Source organism: Carboxydocella sporoproducens DSM 16521, from assembly GCF_900167165.1.
Lineage (GTDB): Bacteria > Bacillota.
Genome location: NZ_FUXM01000029.1, coordinates 1 through 25,627, shown reverse-complemented (window position 1 = coordinate 25,627; position 25,627 = coordinate 1). Strand labels below are relative to the sequence as shown.

At 50.2% G+C, this 25,627-nt stretch carries 29 protein-coding genes, 2 pseudogenes and 1 riboswitch; of the genes and pseudogenes, 30 read left to right on the top strand and 1 reads right to left on the bottom strand.

The window, feature by feature from the left end; genetic code table 11:
• Positions 1-96 precede the first annotated feature (96 nt).
• Both B5D20_RS10060 and B5D20_RS10055 read left to right on the top strand, forming a co-directional pair.
• The gene (locus B5D20_RS10060) at positions 97-312 is read left to right on the top strand and encodes a hypothetical protein (RefSeq protein WP_078666107.1); all 216 of its coding nucleotides are present in this window, start codon (positions 97-99) and stop codon (positions 310-312) included.
• Between the two features lie 12 nt (positions 313-324).
• Positions 325-552, top strand: a pseudogene (locus tag B5D20_RS10055) (thioredoxin family protein); the annotation flags it as partial.
• Here B5D20_RS10055 and spoIIR read toward each other — a convergent pair.
• A complete protein-coding gene (gene spoIIR, locus B5D20_RS10050) occupies positions 549-1,142 on the bottom strand; it encodes a stage II sporulation protein R (RefSeq protein WP_078666105.1) in 594 nt (197 codons plus the stop codon). The pseudogene B5D20_RS10055 and the gene spoIIR sit on opposite strands and share 4 nt — an antisense overlap.
• Before the next feature lie 43 nt (positions 1,143-1,185).
• Here spoIIR and B5D20_RS10045 point away from each other — a divergent pair, with 43 nt between their 5' ends.
• The 28 genes and pseudogenes from B5D20_RS10045 to B5D20_RS09920 form a co-directional block, all read left to right on the top strand.
• Positions 1,186-1,896, top strand: coding sequence for a tyrosine-protein phosphatase (locus B5D20_RS10045; protein WP_078666104.1), 711 nt, complete (start codon positions 1,186-1,188; stop codon positions 1,894-1,896).
• Positions 1,897-2,096: 200 nt separating this feature from the next.
• Positions 2,097-3,287, top strand: a complete 1,191-nt coding sequence (gene metK / locus B5D20_RS10040) for a methionine adenosyltransferase (RefSeq protein WP_078666103.1) — start codon at positions 2,097-2,099, stop codon at positions 3,285-3,287.
• Positions 3,288-3,430: 143 nt separating this feature from the next.
• Positions 3,431-4,570 carry a sensor histidine kinase gene (locus tag B5D20_RS10035; protein ID WP_078666102.1) on the top strand — a complete coding sequence of 380 codons (1,140 nt, stop codon included), beginning with the start codon at positions 3,431-3,433 and terminating at the stop codon, positions 4,568-4,570.
• 12 nt (positions 4,571-4,582) lie between these two features.
• Positions 4,583-5,230, top strand: coding sequence for a response regulator (locus tag B5D20_RS10030; RefSeq protein WP_078666101.1), 648 nt, complete (start codon positions 4,583-4,585; stop codon positions 5,228-5,230).
• Between the two features lie 49 nt (positions 5,231-5,279).
• Positions 5,280-5,729, top strand: coding sequence for a glycosyltransferase family 2 protein (locus tag B5D20_RS10025; protein ID WP_078666100.1), 450 nt, complete (start codon positions 5,280-5,282; stop codon positions 5,727-5,729).
• A gap of 77 nt (positions 5,730-5,806) precedes the next feature.
• A complete protein-coding gene (locus tag B5D20_RS13695) occupies positions 5,807-5,968 on the top strand; it encodes a Flp family type IVb pilin (protein WP_107754147.1) in 162 nt (53 codons plus the stop codon).
• A gap of 83 nt (positions 5,969-6,051) precedes the next feature.
• Positions 6,052-6,138, top strand: a riboswitch (cyclic di-GMP riboswitch).
• Between the two features lie 119 nt (positions 6,139-6,257).
• Entirely contained in the window at positions 6,258-6,419 is a 162-nt protein-coding gene (locus B5D20_RS10020; RefSeq protein WP_078666099.1) for a Flp family type IVb pilin, read from the top strand.
• Positions 6,420-6,495: 76 nt separating this feature from the next.
• The gene (locus B5D20_RS10015) at positions 6,496-6,999 is read left to right on the top strand and encodes an A24 family peptidase (RefSeq protein ID WP_159071977.1); all 504 of its coding nucleotides are present in this window, start codon (positions 6,496-6,498) and stop codon (positions 6,997-6,999) included.
• A gap of 11 nt (positions 7,000-7,010) precedes the next feature.
• Entirely contained in the window at positions 7,011-7,400 is a 390-nt protein-coding gene (locus B5D20_RS10010; RefSeq protein ID WP_200803498.1) for a TadE/TadG family type IV pilus assembly protein, read from the top strand.
• Positions 7,401-7,412: 12 nt separating this feature from the next.
• Positions 7,413-8,327: a pilus assembly protein TadG-related protein gene (locus B5D20_RS10005; RefSeq protein WP_078666096.1), complete on the top strand. Its 915-nt coding sequence runs from the start codon at positions 7,413-7,415 to the stop codon at positions 8,325-8,327.
• 11 nt (positions 8,328-8,338) lie between these two features.
• The gene (cpaB, locus tag B5D20_RS10000; RefSeq protein WP_078666095.1) at positions 8,339-9,082 is read left to right on the top strand and encodes a Flp pilus assembly protein CpaB; all 744 of its coding nucleotides are present in this window, start codon (positions 8,339-8,341) and stop codon (positions 9,080-9,082) included.
• Positions 9,083-9,099: 17 nt separating this feature from the next.
• On the top strand, positions 9,100-10,308 hold the full coding sequence (locus tag B5D20_RS09995; protein WP_078666094.1) for a CpaE/TadZ family protein: 1,209 nt from the start codon (positions 9,100-9,102) through the stop codon (positions 10,306-10,308).
• 16 nt (positions 10,309-10,324) lie between these two features.
• Positions 10,325-11,065: pseudogene (locus B5D20_RS14130) on the top strand (TadA family conjugal transfer-associated ATPase); the annotation flags it as partial.
• A 3-nt stretch (positions 11,066-11,068) separates the two neighbouring features.
• Positions 11,069-13,081 (top strand): ATPase, T2SS/T4P/T4SS family, encoded by a 2,013-nt coding sequence (locus B5D20_RS14125; protein WP_278308379.1) that lies wholly within the window; start codon positions 11,069-11,071, stop codon positions 13,079-13,081.
• Between the two features lie 15 nt (positions 13,082-13,096).
• On the top strand, positions 13,097-14,056 hold the full coding sequence (locus B5D20_RS09985; protein ID WP_078666092.1) for a type II secretion system F family protein: 960 nt from the start codon (positions 13,097-13,099) through the stop codon (positions 14,054-14,056).
• A 12-nt stretch (positions 14,057-14,068) separates the two neighbouring features.
• Positions 14,069-15,004 (top strand): type II secretion system F family protein, encoded by a 936-nt coding sequence (locus tag B5D20_RS09980; protein WP_078666091.1) that lies wholly within the window; start codon positions 14,069-14,071, stop codon positions 15,002-15,004.
• A gap of 16 nt (positions 15,005-15,020) precedes the next feature.
• Positions 15,021-15,374, top strand: a complete 354-nt coding sequence (locus B5D20_RS09975; protein ID WP_078666090.1) for a DUF192 domain-containing protein — start codon at positions 15,021-15,023, stop codon at positions 15,372-15,374.
• Positions 15,375-15,449: 75 nt separating this feature from the next.
• Positions 15,450-17,168 carry a GGDEF domain-containing protein gene (locus B5D20_RS09970; RefSeq protein ID WP_159071976.1) on the top strand — a complete coding sequence of 573 codons (1,719 nt, stop codon included), beginning with the start codon at positions 15,450-15,452 and terminating at the stop codon, positions 17,166-17,168.
• Between the two features lies 1 nt (position 17,169).
• Positions 17,170-17,928, top strand: a complete 759-nt coding sequence (gene codY / locus B5D20_RS09965; protein WP_078666088.1) for a GTP-sensing pleiotropic transcriptional regulator CodY — start codon at positions 17,170-17,172, stop codon at positions 17,926-17,928.
• A 3-nt stretch (positions 17,929-17,931) separates the two neighbouring features.
• On the top strand, positions 17,932-19,053 hold the full coding sequence (locus B5D20_RS09960) for a GGDEF domain-containing protein (RefSeq protein ID WP_078666087.1): 1,122 nt from the start codon (positions 17,932-17,934) through the stop codon (positions 19,051-19,053).
• A gap of 65 nt (positions 19,054-19,118) precedes the next feature.
• The gene (locus B5D20_RS09955; protein WP_078666086.1) at positions 19,119-20,423 is read left to right on the top strand and encodes a DEAD/DEAH box helicase; all 1,305 of its coding nucleotides are present in this window, start codon (positions 19,119-19,121) and stop codon (positions 20,421-20,423) included.
• The gene (locus B5D20_RS09950; RefSeq protein WP_078666085.1) at positions 20,416-21,162 is read left to right on the top strand and encodes a ComF family protein; all 747 of its coding nucleotides are present in this window, start codon (positions 20,416-20,418) and stop codon (positions 21,160-21,162) included. The genes B5D20_RS09955 and B5D20_RS09950 overlap by 8 nt, the downstream gene beginning before the upstream one ends.
• Positions 21,137-21,511, top strand: a complete 375-nt coding sequence (locus B5D20_RS09945; protein WP_078666084.1) for a hypothetical protein — start codon at positions 21,137-21,139, stop codon at positions 21,509-21,511. The genes B5D20_RS09950 and B5D20_RS09945 overlap by 26 nt, the downstream gene beginning before the upstream one ends.
• 119 nt (positions 21,512-21,630) lie before the next feature.
• Positions 21,631-21,933 (top strand): flagellar biosynthesis anti-sigma factor FlgM, encoded by a 303-nt coding sequence (gene flgM / locus B5D20_RS09940; protein WP_078666083.1) that lies wholly within the window; start codon positions 21,631-21,633, stop codon positions 21,931-21,933.
• A 16-nt stretch (positions 21,934-21,949) separates the two neighbouring features.
• Entirely contained in the window at positions 21,950-22,456 is a 507-nt protein-coding gene (locus B5D20_RS09935) for a flagellar protein FlgN (protein ID WP_078666082.1), read from the top strand.
• Between the two features lie 4 nt (positions 22,457-22,460).
• Positions 22,461-24,368 (top strand): flagellar hook-associated protein FlgK, encoded by a 1,908-nt coding sequence (gene flgK, locus B5D20_RS13915; RefSeq protein WP_159071975.1) that lies wholly within the window; start codon positions 22,461-22,463, stop codon positions 24,366-24,368.
• 13 nt (positions 24,369-24,381) lie between these two features.
• On the top strand, positions 24,382-25,257 hold the full coding sequence (gene flgL / locus B5D20_RS09925; RefSeq protein WP_078666080.1) for a flagellar hook-associated protein FlgL: 876 nt from the start codon (positions 24,382-24,384) through the stop codon (positions 25,255-25,257).
• A gap of 95 nt (positions 25,258-25,352) precedes the next feature.
• On the top strand, positions 25,353-25,627 hold a 275-nt coding region (locus B5D20_RS09920), incomplete at its 3' end, for a transposase zinc-binding domain-containing protein (protein ID WP_200803497.1).

The following is a 25,627-nucleotide window of genomic DNA, read 5'->3' as shown; positions in this document are numbered from 1 at the left end:
AAGTAGACTATTTTTGGACTATTACCCCTCCCTGGACACAATTTCGTAACAGTTTCAGGTTAAAATGAAATTAGTTCAAGGAAGGGAGGGCAAGGCATGAACAAGGAACGCTGGCTGGCCCTGGTGATCGTGCTGGTAGCCATCATCGGCAGTATTGCTTACCTGGAAGACTGGTTTAGTATCGGCGGGCAAAAGCCGGTTGAAAAGCAGAAACTGACAGCCTTTCAGGTAACTTCTAATCCGCTGCAGACCTATGAACGCTGGTACAAGGAAAAACGGCCGATGGTGATCAAATTTCATGCCAACTGGTGACCGGCTTGCAAACAGATGGAGCCCGTGGTTTTGGCTCTGCAGAACAAATATGCCGGTCAGGTGGAATTCCTGATTGTCAATGTGGATGACCCGCAGGGGCAGCAGCTGGCAGCCCAGTTTGGGGTCAGTGCTATTCCAGCCTTTTTCTTCATCAATAGTCAGCAACAGGTAGTTGCTTCAGTAGTGGGGGCCCAGAGTCAGGCTCAAATGGAAGAGTATGTAAAGAAAATCATCCCCTAGCTCATGCGGGCCAGGGGATGATTTTTCTGCCTTTCCTGCCACCATTCCAGGATGCGGGAACGCAAACGGGGTGGAGGAGAGGGGTTTTCGGCAATACTATGACTGAGATCAACAAAACACAAAGGAGGGAAGAGCACACACCACCAGTTTTTACCCTGGGCCTGTCCTAACAAAACCCGGAGAGCCAGATAGCGGCCGGCCGGTAGATTGAAAGTTCCGTAGCTCTTGCTGGGAAAAGGGAAACGGCCGATTTCCACCCGGGCCTGATAAGGAAATTGTTGCGCTGCCAGGGTTTGATTGGCAATCCTGATAATTTCGGGCTCAGCTGCTATGACGATGGCCTGAGCCTGCTCCAGGCTGGTGGCCCTGACCAGGCGAGGAGTAAGATAGGCCAGGATGGCATCACGGACTTTCAGCTTAACTGCCTGGTCGGCAGTCTGATCGCTATTGGCGATAACGTGCAAACGCAAGAGCTGCTGGGGTGGGCCAACGGGGTTAGTTGCTGCAGTATCTGGCTGAAACAGGAAAATCCACGGTATGAGGAAAAAGCTAAGCAGTAAAAGCCAGAGTAAGGTTTTTTGGCTGTACATATTTTTTCCTCCTGTGATAGAATAAGTTCAGGGGGGATAGAGATTGATTGATCTTCACTGTCATTTGCTCCCTGCCTTTGATGATGGCGCCCGGGATTGGACGGAAACTCTGGAAATGTGTCAACTGGCCATTGGAGCCGGAGTGAAAATAATAGTGGCAACTCCCCACTGGCGGGAAGTTAAACGCCATGGCAGCCAGCGCATGTATCAACTGGTGGCAGAATTGAATCAGCGTCTACAGCAGCTGGACTGGCCCCTGGAAATCAAGCCCGGTTGTGAGGCTATGCTGAGTCCGGAATTGCCAGCAGCCTGGCGGCAAGGAAAACTGCCGGGGCTGAATGGAGGAGAGAGACTGTTGCTGGAACTGCCCTGGGATTATTTAGGGCATAACTGGCTGGAACAGATCTATCAATTGCAGCTGGCTGGAGCCAGTTTGGCTATTGCTCATCCGGAACGGACGCCAGCGCTGGCCTGTGATTGGTCCAAAATTCAGCGCCTGGCCGAGCTGGAAGCCGGTTTTCAAATCACCGCGGGCAGCCTGCTGGGGGCCTTTGGCACAGAAGCGGAAAAAATTGCCTGGCGGGTTTTGAAACAGGACTGGCCGGTAGCGGTAGCCGGAGATGCCCATGACGCCAGTTATTATGTCATGGCCCGGGCTTATGAAATGGTAAAGGGAAAACTGGGCCAGGCCAAAGCGGAGGCTGCCTTTATTTTCGTCCCCCGTTCCTGGCTTGGCGGGGCGGATGCTTCCTGAGCAGGCTTTCTAAGGCCTTCAGTTCTTTTTCTACTTCTTTCAGGACAGCGGTTTTTTTCATTTTCAGTTCCTCCTCATGTTCACTTTCTGATGAAATTATTGCCGCTTTAAAAGGGGTTTAAACAAAAATTTTTTAGTTTGACATAAGAGGTAGCATTTGTTATGATAAGTTATTGGAAATGAAAAAGGAGGAATGCACAGTGGCCAAGCGTTTGTTTACTTCTGAGTCCGTTACTGAGGGACACCCGGATAAAATTGCCGACCAGATTTCCGATGCGGTGCTGGATGCCATTCTCGCTCAAGATCCCAATGCCCGGGTGGCCTGTGAGACTTCGGTTACAACCGGTCTGGTACTGGTTTCCGGTGAAATCACTACCAGCTGTTATGTAGATATACCCAAAATTGCCCGGGAAACTATTCGGGAAATCGGCTACACCCGGGCCAAATTCGGTTTTGACTGCGATACCTGTGCTGTAATCACTGCCATTGATGAACAGTCCCCTGATATTGCCATGGGTGTGGACAAGGCTTTAGAAGCTAAAACCGGGGAAATGACCGATGAGCAGATCGAAGCCATCGGAGCTGGCGACCAGGGGATGATGTTCGGTTATGCTACCAATGAAACCCCTGAATTTATGCCTTTGCCCATCAGCCTGGCCCACAAGCTGACCCGGCGGCTGGCAGAAGTGCGCAAGAGCGGGCTTTTGACCTACCTCCGTCCCGATGGCAAAAGCCAGGTTACCGTTGAATATGAAGATGACCGGCCGGTACGGGTGGATACTGTGGTCATCTCCACCCAGCACAGCCCGGATGTGGATCTGGAAACCATCAAACGGGATATGATTGAACATGTTATCAAACCGGTGATCCCGGCCGAATATCTGGATGAAAATACCAAATACTTCATTAACCCTACTGGCCGTTTTGTTATCGGTGGTCCGCAGGGGGATGCCGGTCTGACTGGCCGTAAGATCATCGTTGACACCTATGGCGGTATGGCCCGGCATGGTGGTGGCGCCTTCTCCGGTAAAGATCCCACCAAGGTTGACCGTTCTGGTGCCTATGCTGCCCGTTATGTGGCCAAAAACATCGTAGCTGCCGGGTTGGCGAACAAGTGTGAAGTGCAGCTGGCTTATGCGATTGGTGTGGCCAGGCCAGTATCCATCATGATTGAAACCTTTGGCACGGGCAAATTGCCGGAAGAAAAGCTGATTGAACTGGTGCGCAAGCACTTTGACCTGCGGCCGGCGGGTATTATCAAGACTCTGGATCTGCGGCGGCCCATTTACAAACAGACTGCTGCCTATGGTCACTTTGGCCGCAATGACCTGGATCTGCCCTGGGAGCGCCTGGACAAGGTGGAAGTCCTGCGGGCTGATGCCGGACTCTAGTTATTGCAGAAGAAATTACCCCGGGTGAGGGCCCGGGGTTTTCTTTTGGGACTATGGTCCTAAATTTTTTGGGACTGGTAGCAGGAATCCGTTTTTTTTAAGCGAATCTATTGATTAACACGAAGTAACAGGGGGAATAGCCCATGCCATCCCTGGAGGCACTGGACAAAGTTGTAAAAAATACCCTGCAAGCTATCGAAAACAGCAAACAACAAATCTTCGATATTGCGGAAACAGCCCGCAAGGAAGTGGTACGGCTGGAACGGGAACTGGTCCTGCTGGAAAACCAGGTCAATGATGTAATTAAGGCGGTAGATATACTGGAATTGAAAGTCAAGCAGGCCAGGTTACGGCTGGCAGAAGTGGATAGCAGCCTGGGCAAATATTCAGAAGCGGAAGTAAAACGGGCCTATGATACTGCCAGTGAGCTTCAGACCCAATTGCTGCTGTTACGGGAACGGGAAAACCAGCTGCGCTCCAAACGGGACCAGCTGCAGGTGACATTGAAAAACATGCAGCAAACGGTAGCCAAGGCGGAGAATCTGGCTTCCCAGGTGGCTGTGGTCATGGATTTCCTTTCGGGAAGTCTGAATGAGGTCAACAATCAGTTAGAAGGGCTGGCACAAAAACAAAACCTGAGTATCCGGGTGATCAAGGCCCAGGAGGAAGAAAGAAAACGGGTGGCCCGGGAAATCCATGACGGACCGGCTCAGGCCATTGCCAATATTGTTTTGCGCATGGAATTTTGTGAGAAATTGCTCGAACTGAAGCCAGACAAAGTTAAAGGGGAACTGCAGAGTCTGAAAGAGCTGGTACGCAATACCCTGCAGGATATTCGTAAAATCATTTTTGACCTCAGGCCCATGGCTTTAGATGACCTGGGTCTGGTTCCGGCTTTGCGTCGCTATCTGGAGGATTATAAGAGCAAATATAATTTAAACACGGAATTTATCTTCTTTGGTTATGAAAGGCGCCTGGATAATGCGGTGGAAGTAGGACTGTTTCGCGTGGTCCAGGAAGCCCTCAATAATGTTTGGAAACATGCCCGGGCCAGCAAAGTTATAGTGCGGCTGGAAATGGGCCGGGATAGTGTTAACATCCTGATCAAGGATGATGGCCAGGGGTTTGATGTGGAACAAGCCCTGGCCAACAAGCAACGGGAGAGCCTGGGTTTGACCAGTATGCGGGAAAGGGTGGAACTGTTAGGAGGCACTTTCATCCTGCGCAGTCGACCAGGGCAGGGGACGGAGATTCTGCTGAAAGTACCGCTCAACGAAGGATAGGGAGGTTTAGCTATGGGGATAGTGAGGATTTTGCTGGTAGATGACCATCCTCTGATCCGGGAAGGCTTACGCAAGGTACTGGCTCTAGAGCCCAACCTGGAGGTGGTGGGGGAAGCGGGAGATGGGGCGGAGGCAGTGGCGAAGGCCCGGGAATGTCTTCCCGATCTTGTTTTGATGGATATCAACATGCCCCGTACTGATGGTATTCAGGCTATCCGCCAGCTGAAACAGCTGATGCCCCGGGTGAAGATCATCGCTCTAACAGTAGCGGTGGATGAACGGGCACCGGAGGTGATTAAGGCCGGGGTAGCAGGCTACCTGCTCAAGGACATCAGTGCTGATAACTTGCTGGCGGCAGTGGCCACAGTAACCGGGGGTGGAACCGTGATTGCCCCGGAGGTAATGGAAAAAATCAGCCACATGATGACCCGTCTGCAGGAACAACAGCTTTTGCAACAGCTTACCCGACGGGAAAGGGATATTCTGGGCATGGTGGCTCAGGGTTTGACCAACCGGGAAATCGGGGAAAGGTTGTTCATCAGTGAGAAGACTGTAAAAAATCATCTGACCCATCTTTTTAAAAAAATCGGGGTGGAAGACCGGACCCAGGCGGCGCTGTTTGCTGTGCGCATGGGACTGACCGAGGAACCCAATTCCTGAAGGCAGCATATCATGGCATAGACAAAAATCCCGGAGTGGGGTGGATTATATGTCATGGTGGCTGCCCTTTTTCTGTTTGCTGGGCTTAGTGGGCTTGCTGCTGTGGGGACTGTTTTACAGCCGCCGTCAACAACGGCAACCACAAATGAATGGGATTTCCGTGGTGCTATTGACCAGGAATAATGCGGCTAATCTGGAAGGGGTGGTACGCTGGCTGCTGCAATACGAGTATCGTTATCACTGGTTGCTGCAGATTATCATCATTGACCAGGGGTCCTGGGATCAGACTCTGGCCATTGCCGATAAACTGGCGCGGGAACATTTTAATCTGCTGGTAGTAGAGCAAAAGTGGTTTCCGCTCATATCGCCTCGCCGTCTGGCCTATCTGGCAGCCCGCTACCAGCGGGTGGTTTTTCTGGATTTGCGGCAGCGGCAACAGGGGAAACGGGAATTGCAGACATTGTTGCGAATTTTTAATGAGCAGGCTTTTGGGACTTAAGATCCATAGACTAATACCCCTTCATTTATGTATACTAAAAGTAGGAGCCTGAAAGGCGAAGCGGAGGAGGGAGCGGTATGGGAAAAGTTCAACGGTTTTGGCGGGAGGAGAAGGGGCAGGCTTTAAGTGAGTACACGCTGATTATCTCTCTGGTTGCAGCAGCTCTAGTATTATCTTTAATATTGTTTAAAGATAAAATTAAACCTTTGTACGAAAAAAACCATTTGTCTGGGACCTAAGTCCTAGAAAAATTAAAGCTGCGGTCCCATAGACATTTGTCCTAATTGGGTATATACTAAAATCAGAACAAGGCAATAAGACACAACGATAAAGGCAAACCCGGTGAAAGCCGGGGGCGCAAAGCCATGGGTCTAAGGCGTATAAGCGCTATGACTGCCAGGCTGCCGAATTGTGGAAGGTCGGTTTGTGACCCCCTTTCGCCGGGCAGCCGGTAGAAGGGGGTTTTTAGGTGTTGTGTCTTATGCATAAGGGTGAAAAAGAGCGAAGTTTAGCAAGGAGGGATTTGGTATGAACATCATCAAAAGATTGTGGAAAGAGGAGTCTGGTCAGGCAATGACCGAGTATGGTCTGATTATTGCTTTGGTGGCGGCGGCTCTGGTTGTAACGGTAATAGCTTTCAAGGATAAGATTAAGGCGGTATTTGAAGGACTAAGCTTTAGTGCTAGCTAAAAAAACCCCAAGGCCCTACGCGGTAGGCCGAGTGCCTCGGTGTAGGGCCCTATTTTTCCCGGGCGGAGGGATGAGTTTGTTCTGGGTTATCATCACACTTGCCATTTATTATGACTGGCGCTATCGGCGCATTCCCAACTGGCTGGTACTGTATACCCTGCCTCTGATCTGGGGCTGGCACTATTACCAGGGCGGTTGGCCGGAATTGAAAGGCTCTTTGCTGGGCTGGCTGGTTGGTCTGGGTCTACTAATCCTGCCCTTTCTGGTAGGTGGAATGGGTGCAGGAGATGTGAAATTCCTGGCGGCCATCGGTGCCTGGGCAGGGGGAAAAGTGGCGTTATATACTTTTCTGGCAGGGGCCATTCTAGGGGGACTTTGGCTGTGTGGCCGACTCCTCTGGCAACAGGGCTGGGCCGGGTTTAAACAAACCTGGTCTAAAGCAGGTGCCAGGCTGTTTGTTGGTCTCTTTACCGGCCAGTGGTGGAAGGAAGAAACCAGCCAGACAGATCCGACGGCTATCCCCTATGCCATTCCTCTCAGCCTGGGCTATTTACTGGTGACACTCTGGTTAGGTAGGTGAGGAAAATGGGGATGGGAAGAAAAAGAGGGGAAAGGGGACAGGCACTGGTGGAAATGGCCCTTGTTCTGCCTCTTTTATTAATGTTGCTCTTTGGCATTATTGAATTCGGTCGCATTTTCCATGCCTATCTGACGGTGAACAATGGGGCCCGGGAGGGGGCGCGTCTGGCAGTGGTGGGGGCCCAGGATACAGCTATTATCGCCAGGATTAAAGATACAGCTGTGGGCCTGGATAGCAGTAAACTGCAAATCACCATCGCTCCTGCCTATAGCAATCGCCTGCGGGGGCAACCGGTAACGGTGCAGGTTTCCTACCCGGTACAAATCTTTGCCCCCATTATCGGTGAAATTATCGGTAACCCCTATACAGTAAGTGGCAGTGTGCAGATGCGGATGGAATAGGGGGGAGGAAAGATGAAGAGCAAAGAGAGCGGAGAAAGAGGGACGGCAATCGTGCTGGTGGCCCTGGCTCTGACGGGGCTGCTGGGGATGGTGGCGATGGTAGCTGATTTTGGCCAGTATTATCTCTGGGAAAACCGCCTGCAGACCATGGCCGATGCGGCGGCTTTGGCCGGGGTGCAGGAATTGCCGGATCATCCGGATGCAGCTGTGGCGGTAGCAGAACAATATCTGGCTGCCAATGGTGGTACAGAGTTACTTACGAAAGAGATTACCATTGGAGCTGATAACAAATCCATTACTGTGAATTTGAGCAAAGAAGTGAATTTTGCTTTTGCTCCGGTGCTGGGAGTAGAAAAAGGGCAGGTCAGCAGACGGGCGACAGCCCGGGTAGCCCCTGTTAAAGCCATGAAGGGTCTGGCCCCGCTGGCAGTAAAACAACAGAATTTTGTTTTTGGCCAGGAATATATCCTCAAAAACGGGGGCGGTGCTGGTGATAATGGCTGGTATGGGGCTGTTGCTTTAGGTGGACGCGGGGCTTCAACTTATGAAGATAATTTAAAATACGGTTACCAGGGAGTTATCGCTATTGGAGATATAATCGAGACGGAACCGGGGAATATGTCAGGGCCAACCCGACGGGGCATTCAGTACCGGCTGGGGACTATGACCGATAACAGTACCCCGGATAACATTGATCCCAACAGCCCCCGGCTTTTATATGTACCGGTAATTGACGATATACCCAAAAACGGTCGCTCTACCGCCCGGGTGGTAGGGTTTGCGGCATTTTTATTGAAAAATGAATTGCCCGGCAATGGCAATGATTGCCAAATAAAAGGTTATTTTGTCAGGGTCATTGTACCAGCAGAGCAACTGGATGACACTAGTGCTGGTTTCGGGTTATATGGGACCAGGCTGAGCGAGTAGGGGGAAAGAGCATGACACCGAAGAAATTGTTTGTTCTGGCTTTAATCTGCGGGCTGGGGGCAGCTCTGGCCACCAATTATTATTTGCAAACCATGAAAAAACAGATCAATAATGTAGTAACCGGCGAAGTAGTGGTTGCCAGGACGGAAATACCGGCCAAAACTGTGATCACCCAGGAGATGGTGGAAAAAAAGGTGTTACCGAAAGAGTATATTCATGCTCAGGCGGAACGGGATCTGAAAAAGGTAGTAGGCCGGATTACTCTGGATCGGATTGTGAGCGGGGAACAGGTTTTGGGGCCAAAACTGGTAGGCAAAGATGCCTACAAAGAAGGGCTAGCCTACACTGTACCTAAAGGTAAACGGGCCCTTACTATTGGAGTTAATAACATTACCGCATTGAATGGGCTGCTCAAACCCGGAGACCGGGTGGATGTGATTACCGTAATGAGTGTACCGGTTATGGAAAACAACCAGGTGGTAGAGCGGCCTCTCGCCAAAGTTTATCTGGAAAATGTGGAGGTGCTGGCTGTTGACAGCCAGCTCACATCTGAGCTAAATACCCTGGAGCAAAAAGCGGAAAAAAGCAAAACCGATGGGGTAAAATCTGTGACCCTGGCGGTGACACCGGAGGAAGCGGCCAAACTGGCTCTGATTAACCGTAACGGGGTCATTCAGTTAGCCCTGCGTTCCCCTGTGGACCAGGATAAAAACAATGTGACTCCGTATCTTTCCACTGATTACAAGCTGAGATAGCGTGAGGGGGAAATCCCATGGGTAAGATCAGGATTATGATTGTGGATGATTATGCCGAGACCAGAGAAAATGTTAAGCGGCTCTTATATTTTGAAGACGATATGGAAATTGTCGGGGAAGCAGGAGACGGGAAAGAAGCGGTAGAAAAAGCGGAAAAACTGCGCCCGGATATTATCCTGATGGACATCAATATGCCGGTAATGGATGGGATTGAGGCTACAGAAACCATCTCCCTTCGGGTACCTACGGCGGCTATCATCATCATGTCAGTACAGGGGGAACAGGAATATCTGAAAAAAGCCATGATGGCCGGGGCCCGCGAGTATATGATCAAGCCTTTTTCCAGTGATGAATTGACAGAAACCATTCGCCGGGTGTATGACCTGGAGAAAAAGCGACGGGTCAACTTACATGTTGAAGATACGGCGAAAAAGCGGGAACCCCAGGTGGTAGTCGTCTTCAGTACTAAAGGTGGGGTGGGCAAGACTACTATTGCCACCAACCTGGCAGTAGCACTGGCCCAGGAGAGCCGGGGCAAAGTGGTACTGGTGGACCTGGATTTACAATTTGGCGATGTGGCGGTAATGATGAACATTGTGCCCAGACGGACCATCACCGAGCTGGTGCAGGAAATTGCTCACCTGGATAAGGAGACCATGGAAAGTTATTTGATCGAGCATCCCTCCGGGATCAAGGTTTTGCCAGCACCCAGCCGGCCGGAATATGCTGAGCTGGTGATTGCTGCTCATGTGGAGAAGATTATCAATCAGCTGAAGGAAGAATACGATTACATTATCATCGATACACCGCCCTTTTTCCATGAGACCAACTTGACGGCCCTGGATATGTGTAATCAGATTTTGCTTATCCTGGCCCTGGACCTGCCGACTATCAAAAATGTCAAACTCAGTCTGGAAGTGCTGGATTCCCTGCATCACAAAGGCAAAGTTAAACTGGTGCTCAACCGCTCTTCTGGCGATATTGGTATCAATTATCAGGATGTGGAGAAAAGCCTGGGCATGTTAATTGCCGCCCATATACCCAGTGATGGCCGGGTGGTGGTGGCAGCGGTTAACCGGGGAATTCCCTTTGTGGTCTCTGATCCCCGTACCAAAATCTCTCAGGCCATACGCGACCTGGCCCACCTGGTAATCAGTGATCAGGGGTATCAGGAGGATTTGCAGAAAAAAGAGAAGAAAGGGGTCTTTTCCAGATGGTTTGGCTAAAGGAAGGTGAGACAGAATGTCCCTCTTGAAGCGTCTGGAAAAAGAAAAGGGCAGTGAAGGGGAAAAAAGCCGGGAACACAGCGGGTTTAGTGGAGCTTCCGCTCCTAAAGTTACCCGGGACCCCTATGCTGATTTGAAGGTACGCATTCATAAGGAAGTTATCAATGAACTGGAAGAAGAAATCAGCAAGGGCGGGAAAATGGAAGACCTGGATGAAGCTAAACTGGCCCAGCAAATTGAAGATGTGGTGCAGACTTTCCTGGATAAGGAGGCAGCCTTCATTCCCCGGCAGGACCGGCAGAAAATCGTGCAGGAAATCATCGATGAGGTGCTGGGGTTTGGTCCCATCAACCCCTTGATTAATGATCCTACTGTTTCAGAGATCATGGTCAATGGGCCCAATCAGGTTTATGTAGAGCGTAAAGGGAAACTGGAATTAACGGATATTAAATTCAGGGATAATGACCATGTTTTGCATATTATCGAAAAAATTGTAGCCCCTATTGGCCGTCGGATCGATGAATCCATGCCCATGGTGGATGCTCGTTTGCCGGATGGATCCCGGGTGAATGCCATTATACCTCCCCTGGCCTTGAAGGGGCCGACCATTACTATCCGGAAGTTTTCCAAAGACCCCTTGAAAATTGAGGACCTGATCCGGTTTGGCACTCTGACAGTGGAAATGGCCAAATTTCTGGATGCCTGTGTTAAAGGGAAACTGAATATAGTGGTTTCCGGGGGTACGGGCTCGGGGAAGTGTATGCTTGGTAGAACACCGGTACTCTGGAGTGATGGCTGGAATTCTATCGGGAAAAAAGTGGACGAGGCCATGCTGAAACAGCCTCCATATACTGATGGAGATGGCTGGGAATATGTTGATACAAATTTAAAAGTCTTGTCTTTTGACTGGACAAAGGGTGAATATAAATTAGCGGAAAATGTTAGATTATGGCGTCATCGGGCACCAGATCAGATTTACAAGATCAAAACGGCAACTGGAAGAGAAATTGAGGTTACTCCAGAACATCCATTTTTCACTCTGGTTAATGGAAACATAACGGAGATAAAAGCAAGTGATTTATCTACAGGACTGATGATAGCTGTGCCGTCTTATCTTCCTATTCATCCTGAAAAAGTAAATATTTTAGATCAATTAATGGAATCTAATGGACTATATGTAAAGGATGATTTTGCAGATATTAAACCCATTTTAGCCCATGAAGAACTAAAAAAATTAGCTAGAAAACTAAATAAAAACTATTCTACTGTCCGGGAATGGTTTAAGGAAAATAATATTCCGATTAAATTTTGGTGGTTAATTAGAAAACATTTTAATAAAACGGAAGAGATAAATAGGGTTATTGTTAAAGCAAAAACTAGTAATGAAACAATTAATATTTCGCTTGATAAGTTTAATACAGATATATTCTGGCTACTTGGGTTACTTCTTGCTGATGGTCATCTAGGAAAAAAGTATCTTGAAATTCATGGAAATAATGTGGATTTACTGGAACAGGCACAAAGGATTGTTAAGGAAAATTTTGAAGTCTATGGGCAACTGGAATTTGCCAGAAACAGAACGCCGAGAATTAGATTTTATTCAAGTGCCCTGGTTGAAATTTTTGAGTGTTTGGGAGTGCCAAGAGGCAAAAAAGCAGATAAAATTAAGCCTCTACCATGGTGGTATAAGCTTGATAATGATAGTTTATCCGGTTTTATTAGTGGGCTTTGGGACGGCGACGGATATATAGGGAAAAATGCTCTGGAATATAGCAGTAAAAGTCCTGAATTAATAGAATTTATTAGACAGGCATTGCTTCATTATGGAATAATTTCTATCTACCGACGTAAAAGTGAACATCATTATGCAATTATAAGCGGTTTAGATAATATAAAAAGATTTTATGAATGTTTTTCTTTAAAAAACCAAAAAAAATTACAACACTTAACATTTTTGGCCCAAAGTCCAATTGTTTCAAATCAAAAAATAGGGCAGATTGCAAGTTATCCGGTTTTCTGGGACAAAATTATTGAAGTTGAATTAATTAAAAATACTGAGCCTTATGTTTATGATATTACAGTAAGTGATTTGCACAATTTTATAGCTGGTACGGGTGGGGGGTTTATTACCCATAATACCACTACCCTGAATGTCCTCTCCTCCTTTATCCCCAATGATGAGCGGATTATAACTATTGAAGACGCAGCTGAGCTGCAACTAAGGCAGGAGCATGTAGTTACCCTGGAAACCCGCCCCCCCAATATCGAAGGTAAGGGAGCTATTACCATGCGCGATCTGGTCCGTAACTCCCTGCGGATGCGTCCGGACCGGATTGTGGTGGGGGAGGTGCGCAGCGGTGAGGCCCTGGATATGCTGCAGGCCATGAATACCGGCCATGATGGCTCCCTGACCACAGGCCATGCCAACTCTCCCCGGGACATGCTGGCCCGGCTGGAGACCATGGTCTTGATGGCAGGGATGGAATTGCCAGTACGGGCGATCCGGGAACAAATTGCCTCAGCTATTGATGTTATTGTTCAGCAAAGCCGGCTCAGGGATGGCAGCCGCAAAATTACTCACATTACGGAAGTAGTGGGTATGGAAGGGGATACCATTGTGCTGCAGGATATTTTTGTCTATGAGCAAATGGGTGTAGATGATAAAGGCAAGATTATCGGGCGGCATCGGGCCACCGGCATCAGGCCCAAGTTTATGAGTAAACTGGAGGCAGCGGGTATCCATTTGCCTGAGGATATCTTTATCAATCGTTAGCAGGAGGTGAGGGCTATGGCAAGTTTGATTTTATTACTGACTTTTATCAGTGTGACTGCCTTTGTATGGGCCCTTTTCCTCTTGCTGACCAGAGAGCAGCGGGCACTGGCGGAAAGGCTGACCGTTTATACCAGTAAGTCTATATACGGGCGACGGGAGAAAAAAGAACGGCCGACTCTGAGCTGGAAGGAATTTATTAACCAGGGAGCCAAATTGTTTGCAGCCCGGGAGATAGCAAAGAAATGGGAAGCGGAGATGATCAAGGCCAATATTCCCCTGCGGGGAGAAGAATTTGTCTTTATTAATCTGTTAACTACGGTAGGTGGGGGGCTGGTGGGCTGGTTGCTGGCCAGAAATATCAGCGGAGGCATTATCCTGCTTATGCTTGGTTTTTTGCTGCCCCGCCTGCTGGTCAATTCTCGCAAAGCCAAACGCGTGCACATGTTTGATAACCAGTTAGGGGATGCGCTGCTGGTTATGTCCAATTCCCTGCGGGCCGGGTTTTCCTTTTTACAGGCGATGGATATGGTCAGCCGCGAAATGCCGGCCCCCATTTCCGAAGAATTTGCCCGGGCTTTGCGGGAGATGTCCCTGGGTACCACTACCGAGGAGGCGCTGGAGAAGATGACCCAGCGTATTGAGTCTGTGGACCTGGATCTGGTAGTTACTGCTGTTTTGATTCAACGCCAGGTGGGGGGTAATCTCTCGGAAGTGCTGGAAAGCATAGCCAACACCATTCGTGAACGGGTGCGGATCAAGGGCGAAATCAAGACACTGACGGCCCAGGGGCGAATTTCCGGGATGATTATTTCCCTGTTGCCGGTGGCGGTGGGTGGGTTTATCTTTCTTATTAATCCCTCTTACATGATGCCCCTTTTTACCAGTCCTTTAGGATGGAGCCTGATTATAGGCGGGCTGGTTTCCCAGGGTATTGGCATGTTGATTATCAAGAAAATCATTAATATTAAAGTGTAAGGGGGGTTGGGCATGGAGTTATTGATTTCTCTATTAAGTGGTCTTTCCTTTACCCTCCTGAGTTATGTTTTTCTTTTTCACCTTTACAGGGATAAGATTACCGTTCAGTCCCGTTTACAACAGGTGGGTTCCCTGTTGAGCTGGCGAAAAAAGTACCTGGATGAGAAGTTATCCCAGCCCTTTTTTGAGCGGGTGATTCGCCCTCTGTTGAACCTGGTGGCGGAAAAGCTGCCCAAAGGGACCAGAGCTGCTGATAGCAAGCAAAAGCTGGATTTGCAGAAAAAATTGTTGATGGCGGGGAATCCCTGGGATTTGACAGCAGGGGAATACCTGGCCCTGCAGTATGCCATGATGATTGGTCTGGCTCTGGTTTGCCTTTTCCTGGCCCTGCCCTCGGGGGCAAGCCCGCTGGTGCTGGTGCTGGCCCTGTTGCTTGGCGCAATCCTGGGTTATTTGTTACCCAACTATTACCTGGGGGTACTGGCTACCCGGCGCCAGGAAGAAATTCAGGATACCCTGCCGGATATTCTGGATTTGTTGACCGTTAGTGTAGAAGCGGGTTTGGGGTTTGATGCCGCTCTGGTTAAAGTGGTGGAGAAAAGCAAAGGGGTACTGGCAGAGGAGTTTTCCCGTTTGCTGCAGGAAATTAAGATGGGCAAGCCGCGGCGAGATGCTCTCCGGGATCTGGGGTTGCGGTCAGGAAACGAGGACTTGCAAACACTGGTAGGGGCTATTATCCAGGCTGACCAGCTGGGGGTTTCCATCGGTAATGTCCTGCGTTTACAGTCAGCGGAAATGCGGGGGAAACGCAAGCAAAGAGCGGAGGAAAAAGCAATGAAGGCCCCGGTAAAAATGCTAATTCCGATGGTTCTCTTTATCTTTCCTACCCTTTTCGTAGTATTGCTGGGTCCGGCAATAATGCAGATGATGAAGACCATGGGCAACTGACAAGCGGGGTGACTTTATGGAACTGATCAATGTGACCAATCAAACCCAGATTGCCAGCCGGGTGCAAATAGCTGATACCTTCTGGAGGCGATTAGTTGGCCTTCTGGATCGCGAGAAGATGGCACCCGGGGAGGCCCTGGTTATCAGGCCCTGTCAGGGTGTGCATACCTGTTTCATGCGGTTTCCTATTGATGTAATTTTTCTGGATGATACCAATCGGATTGTGCATTTGATTACCGGCATGCCGCCCTGGCGCTTTAGCCCGGTAGTCAGGGAAGCAAGAGCGGTGGTGGAGTTGCCGGCAGGAACCATTGAACAGCTGGGCTTGAGAAAAGGACATGTGTTGCGCTTACTCGGAAGGATTATCTAAAATTATCTACAATTTAGCAGGAATTTTATGGCTATATGTCGAATGAAGTTAGAGCGAATTAAGGGAGGTGGCCGGATGAAGCGGCATACGAGCCCCTGGTTTGCCGTGTACGGCCTGATGATGATTTTGCTGGGAGCAGCAGCTCTGGGGCTGATGCTACCGGGGCTGAAAGCTGATGACTGGCAGTCCTATGTTATTCTGCTGGCCATGGGCATGTTTCTGGAGTGGTTTGTGATTTCTACACCAAATGGGGACTTTTCCCTGAGTTTTGTGCTGGTGTTTGTGACATTTATCCTCTTTGGCACTCCCGCTACAGTTTGGATTTCAGCGCTGGCTACGGTTTTCGCCCGGGGGATTGTCAATCACGGCCATTCCATGAAAACGGTTTTGTTTAATGGCGCTCAATATGCCCTTTCGGCTTTGCTGGCCGGGATTGTCTATGAACAGGCAGGCGGCCAGATAGCGCCTCAGGCGGACAAGTTGATGGCCTCCAACTGGTTACCGCTGGCGGCGTATGTTGTAACCTATTTTGTAACCAACCATCTGCTGGTCAATATCTATGCGGCCAGAGAACAGGCTCGGGCCCTTTATCCCTACTGGCGGGATGTATTCAAACTGGAGCTGTTTACCTGTGCTCTTTCCATCTGCCTGGGGGCACTAACAGTATTGCTCTATCGGGTAATCGGCAGTGCTGGTGTTTTTTTGCTGTTAGGGCTGATTATTCTGGTCAATGCCCTGTTGAAAACTTATTTTGAACTGGGACTGGCTCACCGTGAGTTAAAGGCATTGCATGAAATTGCCTTACAGGCTTCGCTGACTCTGAAAACCGGGGAGCTATTGCATAAAATTTTACATCAGGCACTGAAGGTGGTAAAATATCATACAGCAATTATTTATCTCTGGCGGGAGGAGCTGGAACAACTGGTTCCCCAGGTAGTGATCAGCAATAATCCCAATTACAAAGCCTGGTTGGAAAATAATACCGTTGAAGCCGGGGATGGCCTAATTGGCCAGGTTGTGCGTACCCGGCAAACGGTAATTGTTTATGATTGCAAACGGGATAAGCTGATCCGACGCATGCCGGGGATCTACCAGATTATGCGCTCTCTCCTGATTTTACCCATGGTAGCTGATGATAAACTGGTAGGTGTGATGGTACTGGGTAAGAGAGAGCCCTTTGGCTTTAAAGAAAACCAGAAACAATTGCTGACCATCATGGCAGGGCAGGCAGCCCTGGCCACGGAGAGGGCCCTGCTTTATGAAAAAATCGAAAATATGGCCATAACCGATGGCTTAACCTGCATATATAATCACCGTTATTTTTATACCCGGCTGGAGGAAGAATTTCAACGGGCCAAGCGCTATCATCATCCTTTTTCCCTGTTGCTGCTGGATGTGGATCATTTCAAGAAATTCAATGATACTTACGGGCATCAGGCCGGAGACAAGGTGTTGCAGCGGGTAGCAAAAGTACTGACCCGGGAAACCAGAAGGTCGGATGTGGTAGCGCGATATGGGGGCGAAGAATTTGCTGTGCTCCTGCCCAACACAGAACTGTCCAATGCCGTGCGGCTGGCCAACCGGATTCGACTGGCAATTAAGGGAGAACCGGTGGAGATCGGCAGCAACCGCCCGCTGGTGAGTGTCACTGTCAGTATTGGGGTAGCACAGGCGCCCGTTCATGGCCACGAACCAGGGGAGCTGATTGAAGCTGCTGACCGGGCCCTCTATCATGCCAAAGGGGCAGGGAGAAATAGGGTTAGTACTGCTGAGGAAGCAGAGGAGGTAGATTAAAGTGGGAAGTCTGTTACAAAAGACCAGAGCGATGAATCGTCTCATCCAAAAAACAGCAGGTCAGCCGGTGGATTTCTGGGAGATGGCCCGCGTGCTAGCCCGGTTGACGGAAACGCGATTCTGGATTATTGGCCGGCGCGGTAAGCTGCTGGGGTGGTCAGATGCTACCGGGAGTGGGGTAAACCCTCTGGAAGCATATATTGAAGCTGATGGCCATCTGCAGGATGCCTTAAATGAACAATTCCTCAATTATAACCGGACCGAAATAACCGCTGGTGGCCAGGAAGGCTGGGTTAGAGCAATTGTCCCGGTTTTCGGTGGTGGTGACCGACTGGGGACCCTGATCTGTGAAAAGGAAGGTCAGGAATTCACTGATGATGATCTGATCCTGGCTGAATATGCTGCAACTATTACCGGAATTGAAATCATGCGCCTGAAAAATGAGCGTCTGGAAAAAGACACCAGAGATCGGGTGGCTATTCAGACAGCTATGGAAGTTTTGTCCTATTCGGAAATTGAGGCATTACGCTTTATTTTCCGTGATCTGGCCGGGGAAGAAGGGTTTGTGGTAGCCAGCAAACTGGCGGAAAAATACCATTTAACCCGTTCCGTGATCGTCAATGCCCTGCGCAAGCTGGAAAGCGCCCGGGTTATTGATTCCCGCTCCCTGGGTATGAAAGGTACATACATCAAGGTATTAAACCCCTACCTGCTGGATTATTTGCGTTTACATGACCCCATGGAAGCCGAGGAGGAGTAATCAATGCAGAGAAAGGTTGAGCGCAACCTGTGGATTATTACCGGGGTGACCAGTTTTCCTTTCGTTATTCTAGCTCTGGCCAACCCGGATAAGGTGGTATTTCCCCACTTATATATACTGATGGCAGTCGCCGGTATTTTCAACGGCTTATTTGTGCCATTCTTCTTAATGCGGGGGGAAGGTAACTGGTTGCGCTACACTCTGGCCATTGGGGGTAATTTGCTGATTTCATATTTCTGGATTAATTTTACCGGTGGGGTGGAAAGCATCTTTTATCCTGCCTTTTACCTGTTGCCGATTGTAGCAGCTACTTTGTATGCCGACTTCCTTGGCGCGATGGCAACAGCACTGGTAGCCGGTGGCTTATCTATTTATGCCAAAGGCCAGGCAACAGGCTGGAAGGTGACTATGTGGCAGGATACGCGGATGCTGGCCCAGATTGTGCTCTTTTTCCTGGTTGCCGCCATTGTTGGTTATCTTTTGAAAGTACAAAGGGAACAATTCCGCCGTAACCAGAAGATGAATGAGGAACTGGAAATCGCCTATAGTCAGCTGATGGCTTCCCACGACCAGTTACAGAGTTACACTAATATTATTGAGAAAATGAACCGGGAAATGGAGCAACTGGCCATTACCGACGAGCTGACCGGTTTATATAACTATCGTTATTTCCAGATGACACTGGATAAGGAATTGAAACGCAACCGTCATTCTTCTTTAACCTTGATTATGCTGGATATAGATGATTTCAAAACCTATAATGACCGCTACGGGCACATGATGGGTGATAAGATGCTGGCCGAGGTGGCCCGGACCATTAAAAGCCTGGTCCGGGAAATAGACACCGTAGTGCGCTATGGCGGGGAGGAATTTGCCGTTCTCCTGCCAGCCACCAGAAGTGAAGAAGGTTTCCAGGTGGCGGAAAAGCTGCGCCAGGCTATCGCGGCTTTAAGGGTGCCGACAGCAGATGGGTTGCAGACCAGTATCACCGTCAGTGCCGGGATTTCCTGTTTCCCGGTCGATAGCTTGAACAAGTCGGAATTGATCAGTCATGCTGACCTGGCCCTTTATCGGGCTAAAGAAGATGGACGAAATTTAAGCCGTATTTATGAGAAATTACAGTAAGAGCAAGGCCGGACGCTGTCCCTGCCGGGAGCAGCGGCGGCCTGCTTTTGTAAAGGGGTAGGGGGATGAAGGGAGAAATCCAGCCGGCGGGACGATTGTTAACAACCCAGGAGCTGAAGAAAATCGGTTTAACACCCCAGCAGGCCCAGGCTTTAGGAGCGGTAAGACTGAAGGGGGAAGATGAGCAGGGCCGATGTCAGCGTTGCGGAGCAGTGTTAACTGATCCTGCTTCCTGCCCTCTTTGTCGGGCAAGCCATGGCTGGTGTGAGGCCTGTGCAAATATGGGATTAATTACTTCCTGCACGGACCTGTGGTTGTTTCCCGCCGGGGAGCTAACCCCACCACAACCTGCTTTCAAGGTAAAGCTGGATTTTACCCTGACTCCGTTTCAGAAGCGGGCAGCGGCGGGAATCCTGGACTGGTTGCGGTTTTCTCCGGAAAAACAGGCCCTGTTATGGGCCGCCTGCGGGGCGGGGAAAACGGAAGTAATATTCCCCGCCCTGGCCCTGACTTTGAACCGTGGTCAGCGGGCCTTACTGGCAGTACCGCGGCGGGAAATTGTGGTGGACCTGCAGGAACGGATTAAAAAGGCCTTTCCGGCAGTTGATCTCACCTTTCATTATGGGGGACAACCGGAACTGGCCAGAACGGGGGCTCTGGTGGTTGCTACCACCCATCAGGTGTTGCGCTTTCGCCATTGCTTTGCCCTGGTGATAGTCGATGAAGTAGATGCCTTTCCCTACCGTCAGGATGAACGGCTGGCGCTAGGAGTAGAGCGTTCTTTGTCGCCCGGTGGTAAAATGCTGACCATGACAGCTACTCCTGACCTTAAAGACGTGGAGAGAAGGCGGCAGGCGCGCACCCTCTTTTATTTGCCCCTGCGCCATCACGGGCAGCCGCTGCCGGAACCGGAAGTACGCCCTGATAGCCGGGAGGAATTGTTGCTCTGCCTGAAGCAGGCGGGGCCCTGGCTGGTGTTCGTGGCTTCGGTTCGCGAGGCCCGGGAGTTAAGCAACTGGTTAAAGGAACAGGGAATTGCCGCCAGTGGGGTATGGGCGGCGGACCCGGCGCGGGAGGAGAAAATAGCCGCCCTGAAGACAGGGCAATTGCAGGCCCTGGTAACTACCACCTTGCTGGAAAGGGGAATAACCATTCCTGGCGTAAATGTAATAGTCTGGCGAGCTGACCGGGAAAGGATTTTTGAACGGGCAGCCTTGATTCAGATCAGTGGCCGGGTGGGCCGTACTGCCGACCGCCCCGGCGGTCGGGTAATCTGGCTGGCAGCACAGCAAACGGGGGCAATGCGGGAGGCCCTGGAGAGTATTAGATACTTGAACCGAATAGGCAGGGAAGGTGAAGGAAATGGGTAGACTTTTACGTCCTGTTATTAAAGAAATAGGCCGCTGGCTGTTTCCCGAGGAATTACCCTGCCCTTTTTGCGGCACAGTAGGGATGAAATGGCATCCCTGTCCTACCTGTCGCCGCCAGTATAAACTGATGCGGCAACAACAGCACTGCCCCCGCTGCGGCCGCCTGGGCTATCAGGGATTGTGTCCGGCTTGCCAGAGCAAAGGCTATTTTCAGGTCGCCAGAGGTACTGGCCCTTATGGGGGGATATGGCAAAAAGTCCTCTATGAGTTCAAGTACCAGGGCCGTCGCTCTCTGGGCTGGCATATGGCCCACTGGCTGGCAGAAACGGTACTGGCGGAGCCTGGCTTTAAAGGCAGCCAGCTGGTAGTACCGGTACCTGTGGGACCGCAAAAAATCCTGGAGCGCAAGTTTAACCAGAGTGCTGTTCTGGCGGAGCATCTGGCCTGGTTTTTGCATTTACCGGTAGAGGAGGTTCTAGTGAGGACCAGGGATACCAGACCGCAGAGTAAACTGGGGCGGGTAGCCCGTTTATATAACCTGAGAGATGCTTTTAGTCTCATCAACCCTGATGTGGTAAGGGAGAGAAAGATAATCCTGGTGGATGATGTCTTAACCACGGGAGCGACAGCAGAGGAATGCAGTCGTATTTTACTTGCTGCAGGCGCCAGGGAGGTCAATGTCATCACCTGGGCTACTGGCCAGGGGGAGGTGGATGAAAATGGAACTAAAAAACTGTGAAGAGTGTGGCAAACTGTTTATGTCCGCCGGGGCTTTGCGTTGCCCGGAATGTTTGGACAGAGAGGAAGCAATTTTTTCCCGCATCCGGGATTATGTTTGGGAACATCCCGGAGTAACGGTGGATGATGTAGTTAGAGAACTGGGGGTAAAACCGGAAAAAGTGCTGGCTTATTTACGGGAAGGCCGTCTGGCCATCAAAGGCCTAACCTGTCAGAGATGCGGGGCGCCTATCAACATGGGGCGAATATGCCAGCGTTGTGCGAAAGAACTGGAACAGAATGTGAACAGGACAATCAAGGGACATAAAGCCAAAATGCACACTGCCAGCATGAGAAGAGAGAAAAAATAAGAAAACGAGAGGAAGAAAGAAATATTTTAATTTTATGGCCAGGAATGCAAATTAAGGTCTTGGCTTTTTTCTTCGATTAATTGACAGGACAATTTTTGCATTTAAGGTCGGTGAAGGATATGATAATCTCCAACCAGCAAATTCAATATATTTTAAAAGCCTATGGTCAAAAACCTGTCAATAAACCGGGAACAGTTAAAACTGGCGGAACGGCAGCCGGGGAGGGGCGGGACCAGGCCCAGCTTTCTCCGGAGGCGAAAGCGCTGCAAGCTGCCCTGGCGGCAGTAAAAGAGGCACCGGAGGTCAGGGAGGAAAAAGTGGCGGAATTGAGGGAAGCCGTTCGTTCCGGTACTTATAACGTGTCAGCGCAAGAGATTGCCGATAAAATGCTGGGACGGTTACTGGTAGACGAGTTGGTCTAGGAAAGGTGGTGGCCCCATGGCAACAGCAGCCGGGGTTCTGCAGGAATTGACACAGGTGCTGGCCGGGCAGAGGGATGTCTACGGCCGGCTTTTGTCATTGGCCAGAGAAAAACAGGAAGCGCTGGTGAGAGGGGATTTGCCGGTTATTGAGCAAATCGTGGCTCAGGAAGAACAGCTAGTGGTTCAGGTTGGAAAATTGGAGGAAGCCCGCAATCAACTGGTGGAAGCGCTGGCAACTGAACTGGGGCTGGAAGACCGGCAGCTTACTATTTCCAAACTGCTGGAACTGGGGGCTGGGGATACTTCCCGCCTGCAGGGGATTGCAGCGGAGCTGACCCATGTCCTGGAGGACCTGGGCAAAGTGAATGAACAAAACAAACAACTGTTGCAACAGTCCTTGAAGTACCTGGACTTTACCGTTAACCTGCTGGCCGGGCAGGAGGATTTGCCGGTCTATCATGGCAAAGAGGGAAATAACCCGGGAGAGCGGCCCCCGGCGCGATTATTTGACAAGAAGGTGTGAGGAGATGCGGAGCACATTTTTTGGACTGGAGATAGCCCGTTCAGCCATCCAGGCCCAGCAGCGGGCCCTGGATGTAACCGGTCATAATATTGCCAATGCCAATTCCCCCGGCTATACCCGCCAGGAAGCGGTACTGGGGGCGAAAGCGCCCTATACGGTACCGGGGATGAATCGCCCCACTTCACCGGGTCAGGTAGGAACCGGGGTAGCAGTAGAGGAGATCCGGCGTTTGCGGGATGGCTTTATTGATGCCCAGATCCGCACAGAGAATAAAAACCTGGGCTACTGGGAAGCTAAACGGGATGCGTTGCAAAAAATCGAGGTCATACTGAATGAACCTTCTGATGCCAGTTTGCGCAATGTTCTGGATCAATTCTGGCAAGCCTGGCAGGAGCTGTCCAAAAATCCGGAGAGCCTGGCGGTGCGTTCTGTTGTCCGCCAGCGGGGGATAGCGGTGGCGGAAACCTTTAACCATCTGGACCAGCTCTACCGGGAGCTGCAGTCTGACCTGAATGATAATATCAAGGTCAAGGTACAGGATATCAACTCCATCGCCCAGCAGATTGCGGAAATTAACCTTCAAATCTTGCCAATTGAGGCTCAGGGAGACCGGGCCAATGACCTGCGGGACAAGCGGGATCTGCTGCTGGACAAACTGGCCAAAATCGCTGATATTCGCATCAGTGAAAATAAACTGGGTCAGGTAAATGTATCTATTGGCGGACGGGAGATCGTAACCGGCAGTCAGGTTTCCTTGCTGCAGGCGGTAGCCAATCCGGCCAATAATGGTTTTGTGGATGTGGTCTGGGCTGATGACCGGCAACCGGTCAGATTCAGTGCCGGGGAAATTCAGGGCTTGCTGGAGGCCCGGGGTTATTCCGATCCATCCACAGGTGAGTTCAAGGGGATTATTCCCGAGTTGCGGAAAGAACTGGATATGATGGCTAAAACCATTGTGGAAGAGACCAATAAGCTGCACCGGGGCGGTTATGACCTGACCGGAAATCAGAATAACAACTTCTTCAAACCCTATGTGGAAGGGGTGTATCCTCCCAGTGGAATTTCCCTGGCCCAGGCTATGCAGGTGGATGATGCCATTCTGGGCAGCCTCAATGCCATTGCGGCCGGCAACACTCCGGAAGCGGGGGATGGCGAAAATGCTCTGGAGATTGCTCAATTGAAACATAAACAGCTAATGGATTTGACCAAAGGTCAGAGCGGGCTGCTCAGCACCTGGCAGACAGAAAAGCCCTACGCCACCCGAGCCGATGGGCTCACAACAGTCGCTTATTCCGGCACAACTAATATCCTGGGCGGACTGTTTAATTTAGCGGATTTCCAGCCCAATGCAGCCCTGGTCTTTAAACAGGGTGACAAATCCTTTACTATCAGTATCACCGACGGCGCCGGGGCAGACGCCCTGACTCCGGCTGGAATAGTGACAGTCAATGATTTGCTGGCCAAAATCAACAGTGAGGCTCTGGCTCAAGGAATGGATCTGACAGCTTCTCTGGTGGAAAAACCCCCTGCCTCTGGCCAGTATGTACTGGAAGTAAAGGCAGGAAGCAAGGGGCTGGATAAACAAATCACCATTGAGGAGCGCAATTTCCAGGGGGCTGCTACCTTTGGCTGGGCCAATGCCAATGTAACTGGCACTGTGGATGATTTCTATCGCTCCCAGCTGGGGAAAATAGGGGTAGACAGCCAGGAAGCCAGCCGTATGGTGGAAAACCAGCAATTGCTGGTGGATCAGCTGGAAAACCGGCGCCAGTCCCTGGTCGGAGTGTCCATCGATGAAGAGATGACCAACCTGATCCGTTTCCAGCATGGCTATAACGCTGCTGCCCGGCTGGTGACGGTTATTGACGAAATGCTGGATAAAATAATTAATGGCATGGGGGTAACCCGATAGGAGGTGAAGGGCAGTGCGCGTAACTAACCAGATGATGATCAATACCTTCCGTAGAAATCTCAGCAGCAGTATGCGGGAAATGGACCGCCTGCAGGAACAGCTGTCCAGTGGCCGCCAGATCAACCGCCCTTCTGATGATCCGGTAGGTTTAACCTATGCCCTGCGGCTGCGGACCAATCTGACGGAAAATGACCAGTATCAGAGGAATGTTTCTGACGGCCTGACCTGGCTGGAAAATACAGATAGCGCCTTGAATGAGGCCGGCCAGGCTTTACAGCGGGCCCGCGAGCTCGCCGTCTATGGGGCCAATGGAACCCATAGCCAGGAGTCCCTGGATGCCATTGCCAGGGAGGTGGCTCAGATCCGCCAGCACCTGGAGGCGGTGGCCAATACGGAGGTAGCCGGCCGCTATCTCTTCGCCGGCACCAAAACTACTACTAAGCCCTATGACAATGGGACCTGGCAGGGCAATACAGCGGTGATGAAATATGAAATCGGTCCGGGAGTTACGGTGCCGGTGAATGTTAGCGGGGCCGAGGTGTTTGGAGATAATACCGACAGTGTGTTTAAGGCGCTATCAGATTTGGAAAGCAAACTGCTGGCAGGGGACACGGCCGGAGTGTCGGCCCAGATTGGGGTTATTGACCAGTGGCTGAACAAAAATCAGTCGATTCGGGCTGAAGTAGGAGCGCGGACCAATCGTTTTCAACTAGCCCAAAGCCGACTGGAAGATGGTTATATAAACTTCAGCACGCTTTTAACCAAGACTGAGGATATAGACACTGCCAAAGTAATAACTGAGCTTAAAATGCAGGAAGAAGTTTATCGGTCAGCTCTGGCGGCCGGGGCCAGGATTATTCAGCCTACATTAGTGGACTTTTTGCGCTAATTTTAAGGCCAGTGGTTAACACTGGCTTTTTTTAATGTTTAGGAAATTATGCTTTAAGGCTTGATGTGGATAACTTAGGGTGTTAAGGTAGAAATATGAGAGCGCATGAGAAAGAAAATAAACAATCAATAAAAATAGTCGATATACTTAAAGAACATTGGGAACGGTTTCTCCAAATATACGGAGAAAAAATACCGGAAGATATGAGGGAGAGTGTAATTGAAGCGGTAGAAAAGGCAATAAAATGCGGGGACCCAAAGTACGGTTATGCAGAATACATATGTACTAATTGTACCGGGAGCGAGAAAAAGAAAGTAGCATTTACATGTAAGAGTAGATTTTGTAATCGATGTGGAAAAGTTTATATAGA

Coding starts and splice junctions, on each gene's coding strand:
- B5D20_RS10060 (WP_078666107.1), top strand. CDS start 97: ATGAACAAGGAACGCTGGCTGGCCCTGGTGATCGTGCTGGTAGCCATC.
- spoIIR (WP_078666105.1), bottom strand. CDS start 1,142: ATGTACAGCCAAAAAACCTTACTCTGGCTTTTACTGCTTAGCTTTTTC.
- B5D20_RS10035 (WP_078666102.1), top strand. CDS start 3,431: ATGCCATCCCTGGAGGCACTGGACAAAGTTGTAAAAAATACCCTGCAA.
- B5D20_RS10030 (WP_078666101.1), top strand. CDS start 4,583: ATGGGGATAGTGAGGATTTTGCTGGTAGATGACCATCCTCTGATCCGG.
- B5D20_RS10025 (WP_078666100.1), top strand. CDS start 5,280: ATGTCATGGTGGCTGCCCTTTTTCTGTTTGCTGGGCTTAGTGGGCTTG.
- B5D20_RS13695 (WP_107754147.1), top strand. CDS start 5,807: ATGGGAAAAGTTCAACGGTTTTGGCGGGAGGAGAAGGGGCAGGCTTTA.
- B5D20_RS10020 (WP_078666099.1), top strand. CDS start 6,258: ATGAACATCATCAAAAGATTGTGGAAAGAGGAGTCTGGTCAGGCAATG.
- B5D20_RS10010 (WP_200803498.1), top strand. CDS start 7,011: ATGGGAAGAAAAAGAGGGGAAAGGGGACAGGCACTGGTGGAAATGGCC.
- B5D20_RS10005 (WP_078666096.1), top strand. CDS start 7,413: ATGAAGAGCAAAGAGAGCGGAGAAAGAGGGACGGCAATCGTGCTGGTG.
- cpaB (WP_078666095.1), top strand. CDS start 8,339: ATGACACCGAAGAAATTGTTTGTTCTGGCTTTAATCTGCGGGCTGGGG.
- B5D20_RS09995 (WP_078666094.1), top strand. CDS start 9,100: ATGGGTAAGATCAGGATTATGATTGTGGATGATTATGCCGAGACCAGA.
- B5D20_RS14125 (WP_278308379.1), top strand. CDS start 11,069: ATGCTTGGTAGAACACCGGTACTCTGGAGTGATGGCTGGAATTCTATC.
- B5D20_RS09985 (WP_078666092.1), top strand. CDS start 13,097: ATGGCAAGTTTGATTTTATTACTGACTTTTATCAGTGTGACTGCCTTT.
- B5D20_RS09980 (WP_078666091.1), top strand. CDS start 14,069: ATGGAGTTATTGATTTCTCTATTAAGTGGTCTTTCCTTTACCCTCCTG.
- B5D20_RS09975 (WP_078666090.1), top strand. CDS start 15,021: ATGGAACTGATCAATGTGACCAATCAAACCCAGATTGCCAGCCGGGTG.
- B5D20_RS09970 (WP_159071976.1), top strand. CDS start 15,450: ATGAAGCGGCATACGAGCCCCTGGTTTGCCGTGTACGGCCTGATGATG.
- B5D20_RS09960 (WP_078666087.1), top strand. CDS start 17,932: ATGCAGAGAAAGGTTGAGCGCAACCTGTGGATTATTACCGGGGTGACC.
- B5D20_RS09955 (WP_078666086.1), top strand. CDS start 19,119: ATGAAGGGAGAAATCCAGCCGGCGGGACGATTGTTAACAACCCAGGAG.
- B5D20_RS09950 (WP_078666085.1), top strand. CDS start 20,416: ATGGGTAGACTTTTACGTCCTGTTATTAAAGAAATAGGCCGCTGGCTG.
- B5D20_RS09945 (WP_078666084.1), top strand. CDS start 21,137: ATGAAAATGGAACTAAAAAACTGTGAAGAGTGTGGCAAACTGTTTATG.
- flgM (WP_078666083.1), top strand. CDS start 21,631: ATGATAATCTCCAACCAGCAAATTCAATATATTTTAAAAGCCTATGGT.
- B5D20_RS09935 (WP_078666082.1), top strand. CDS start 21,950: ATGGCAACAGCAGCCGGGGTTCTGCAGGAATTGACACAGGTGCTGGCC.
- flgK (WP_159071975.1), top strand. CDS start 22,461: ATGCGGAGCACATTTTTTGGACTGGAGATAGCCCGTTCAGCCATCCAG.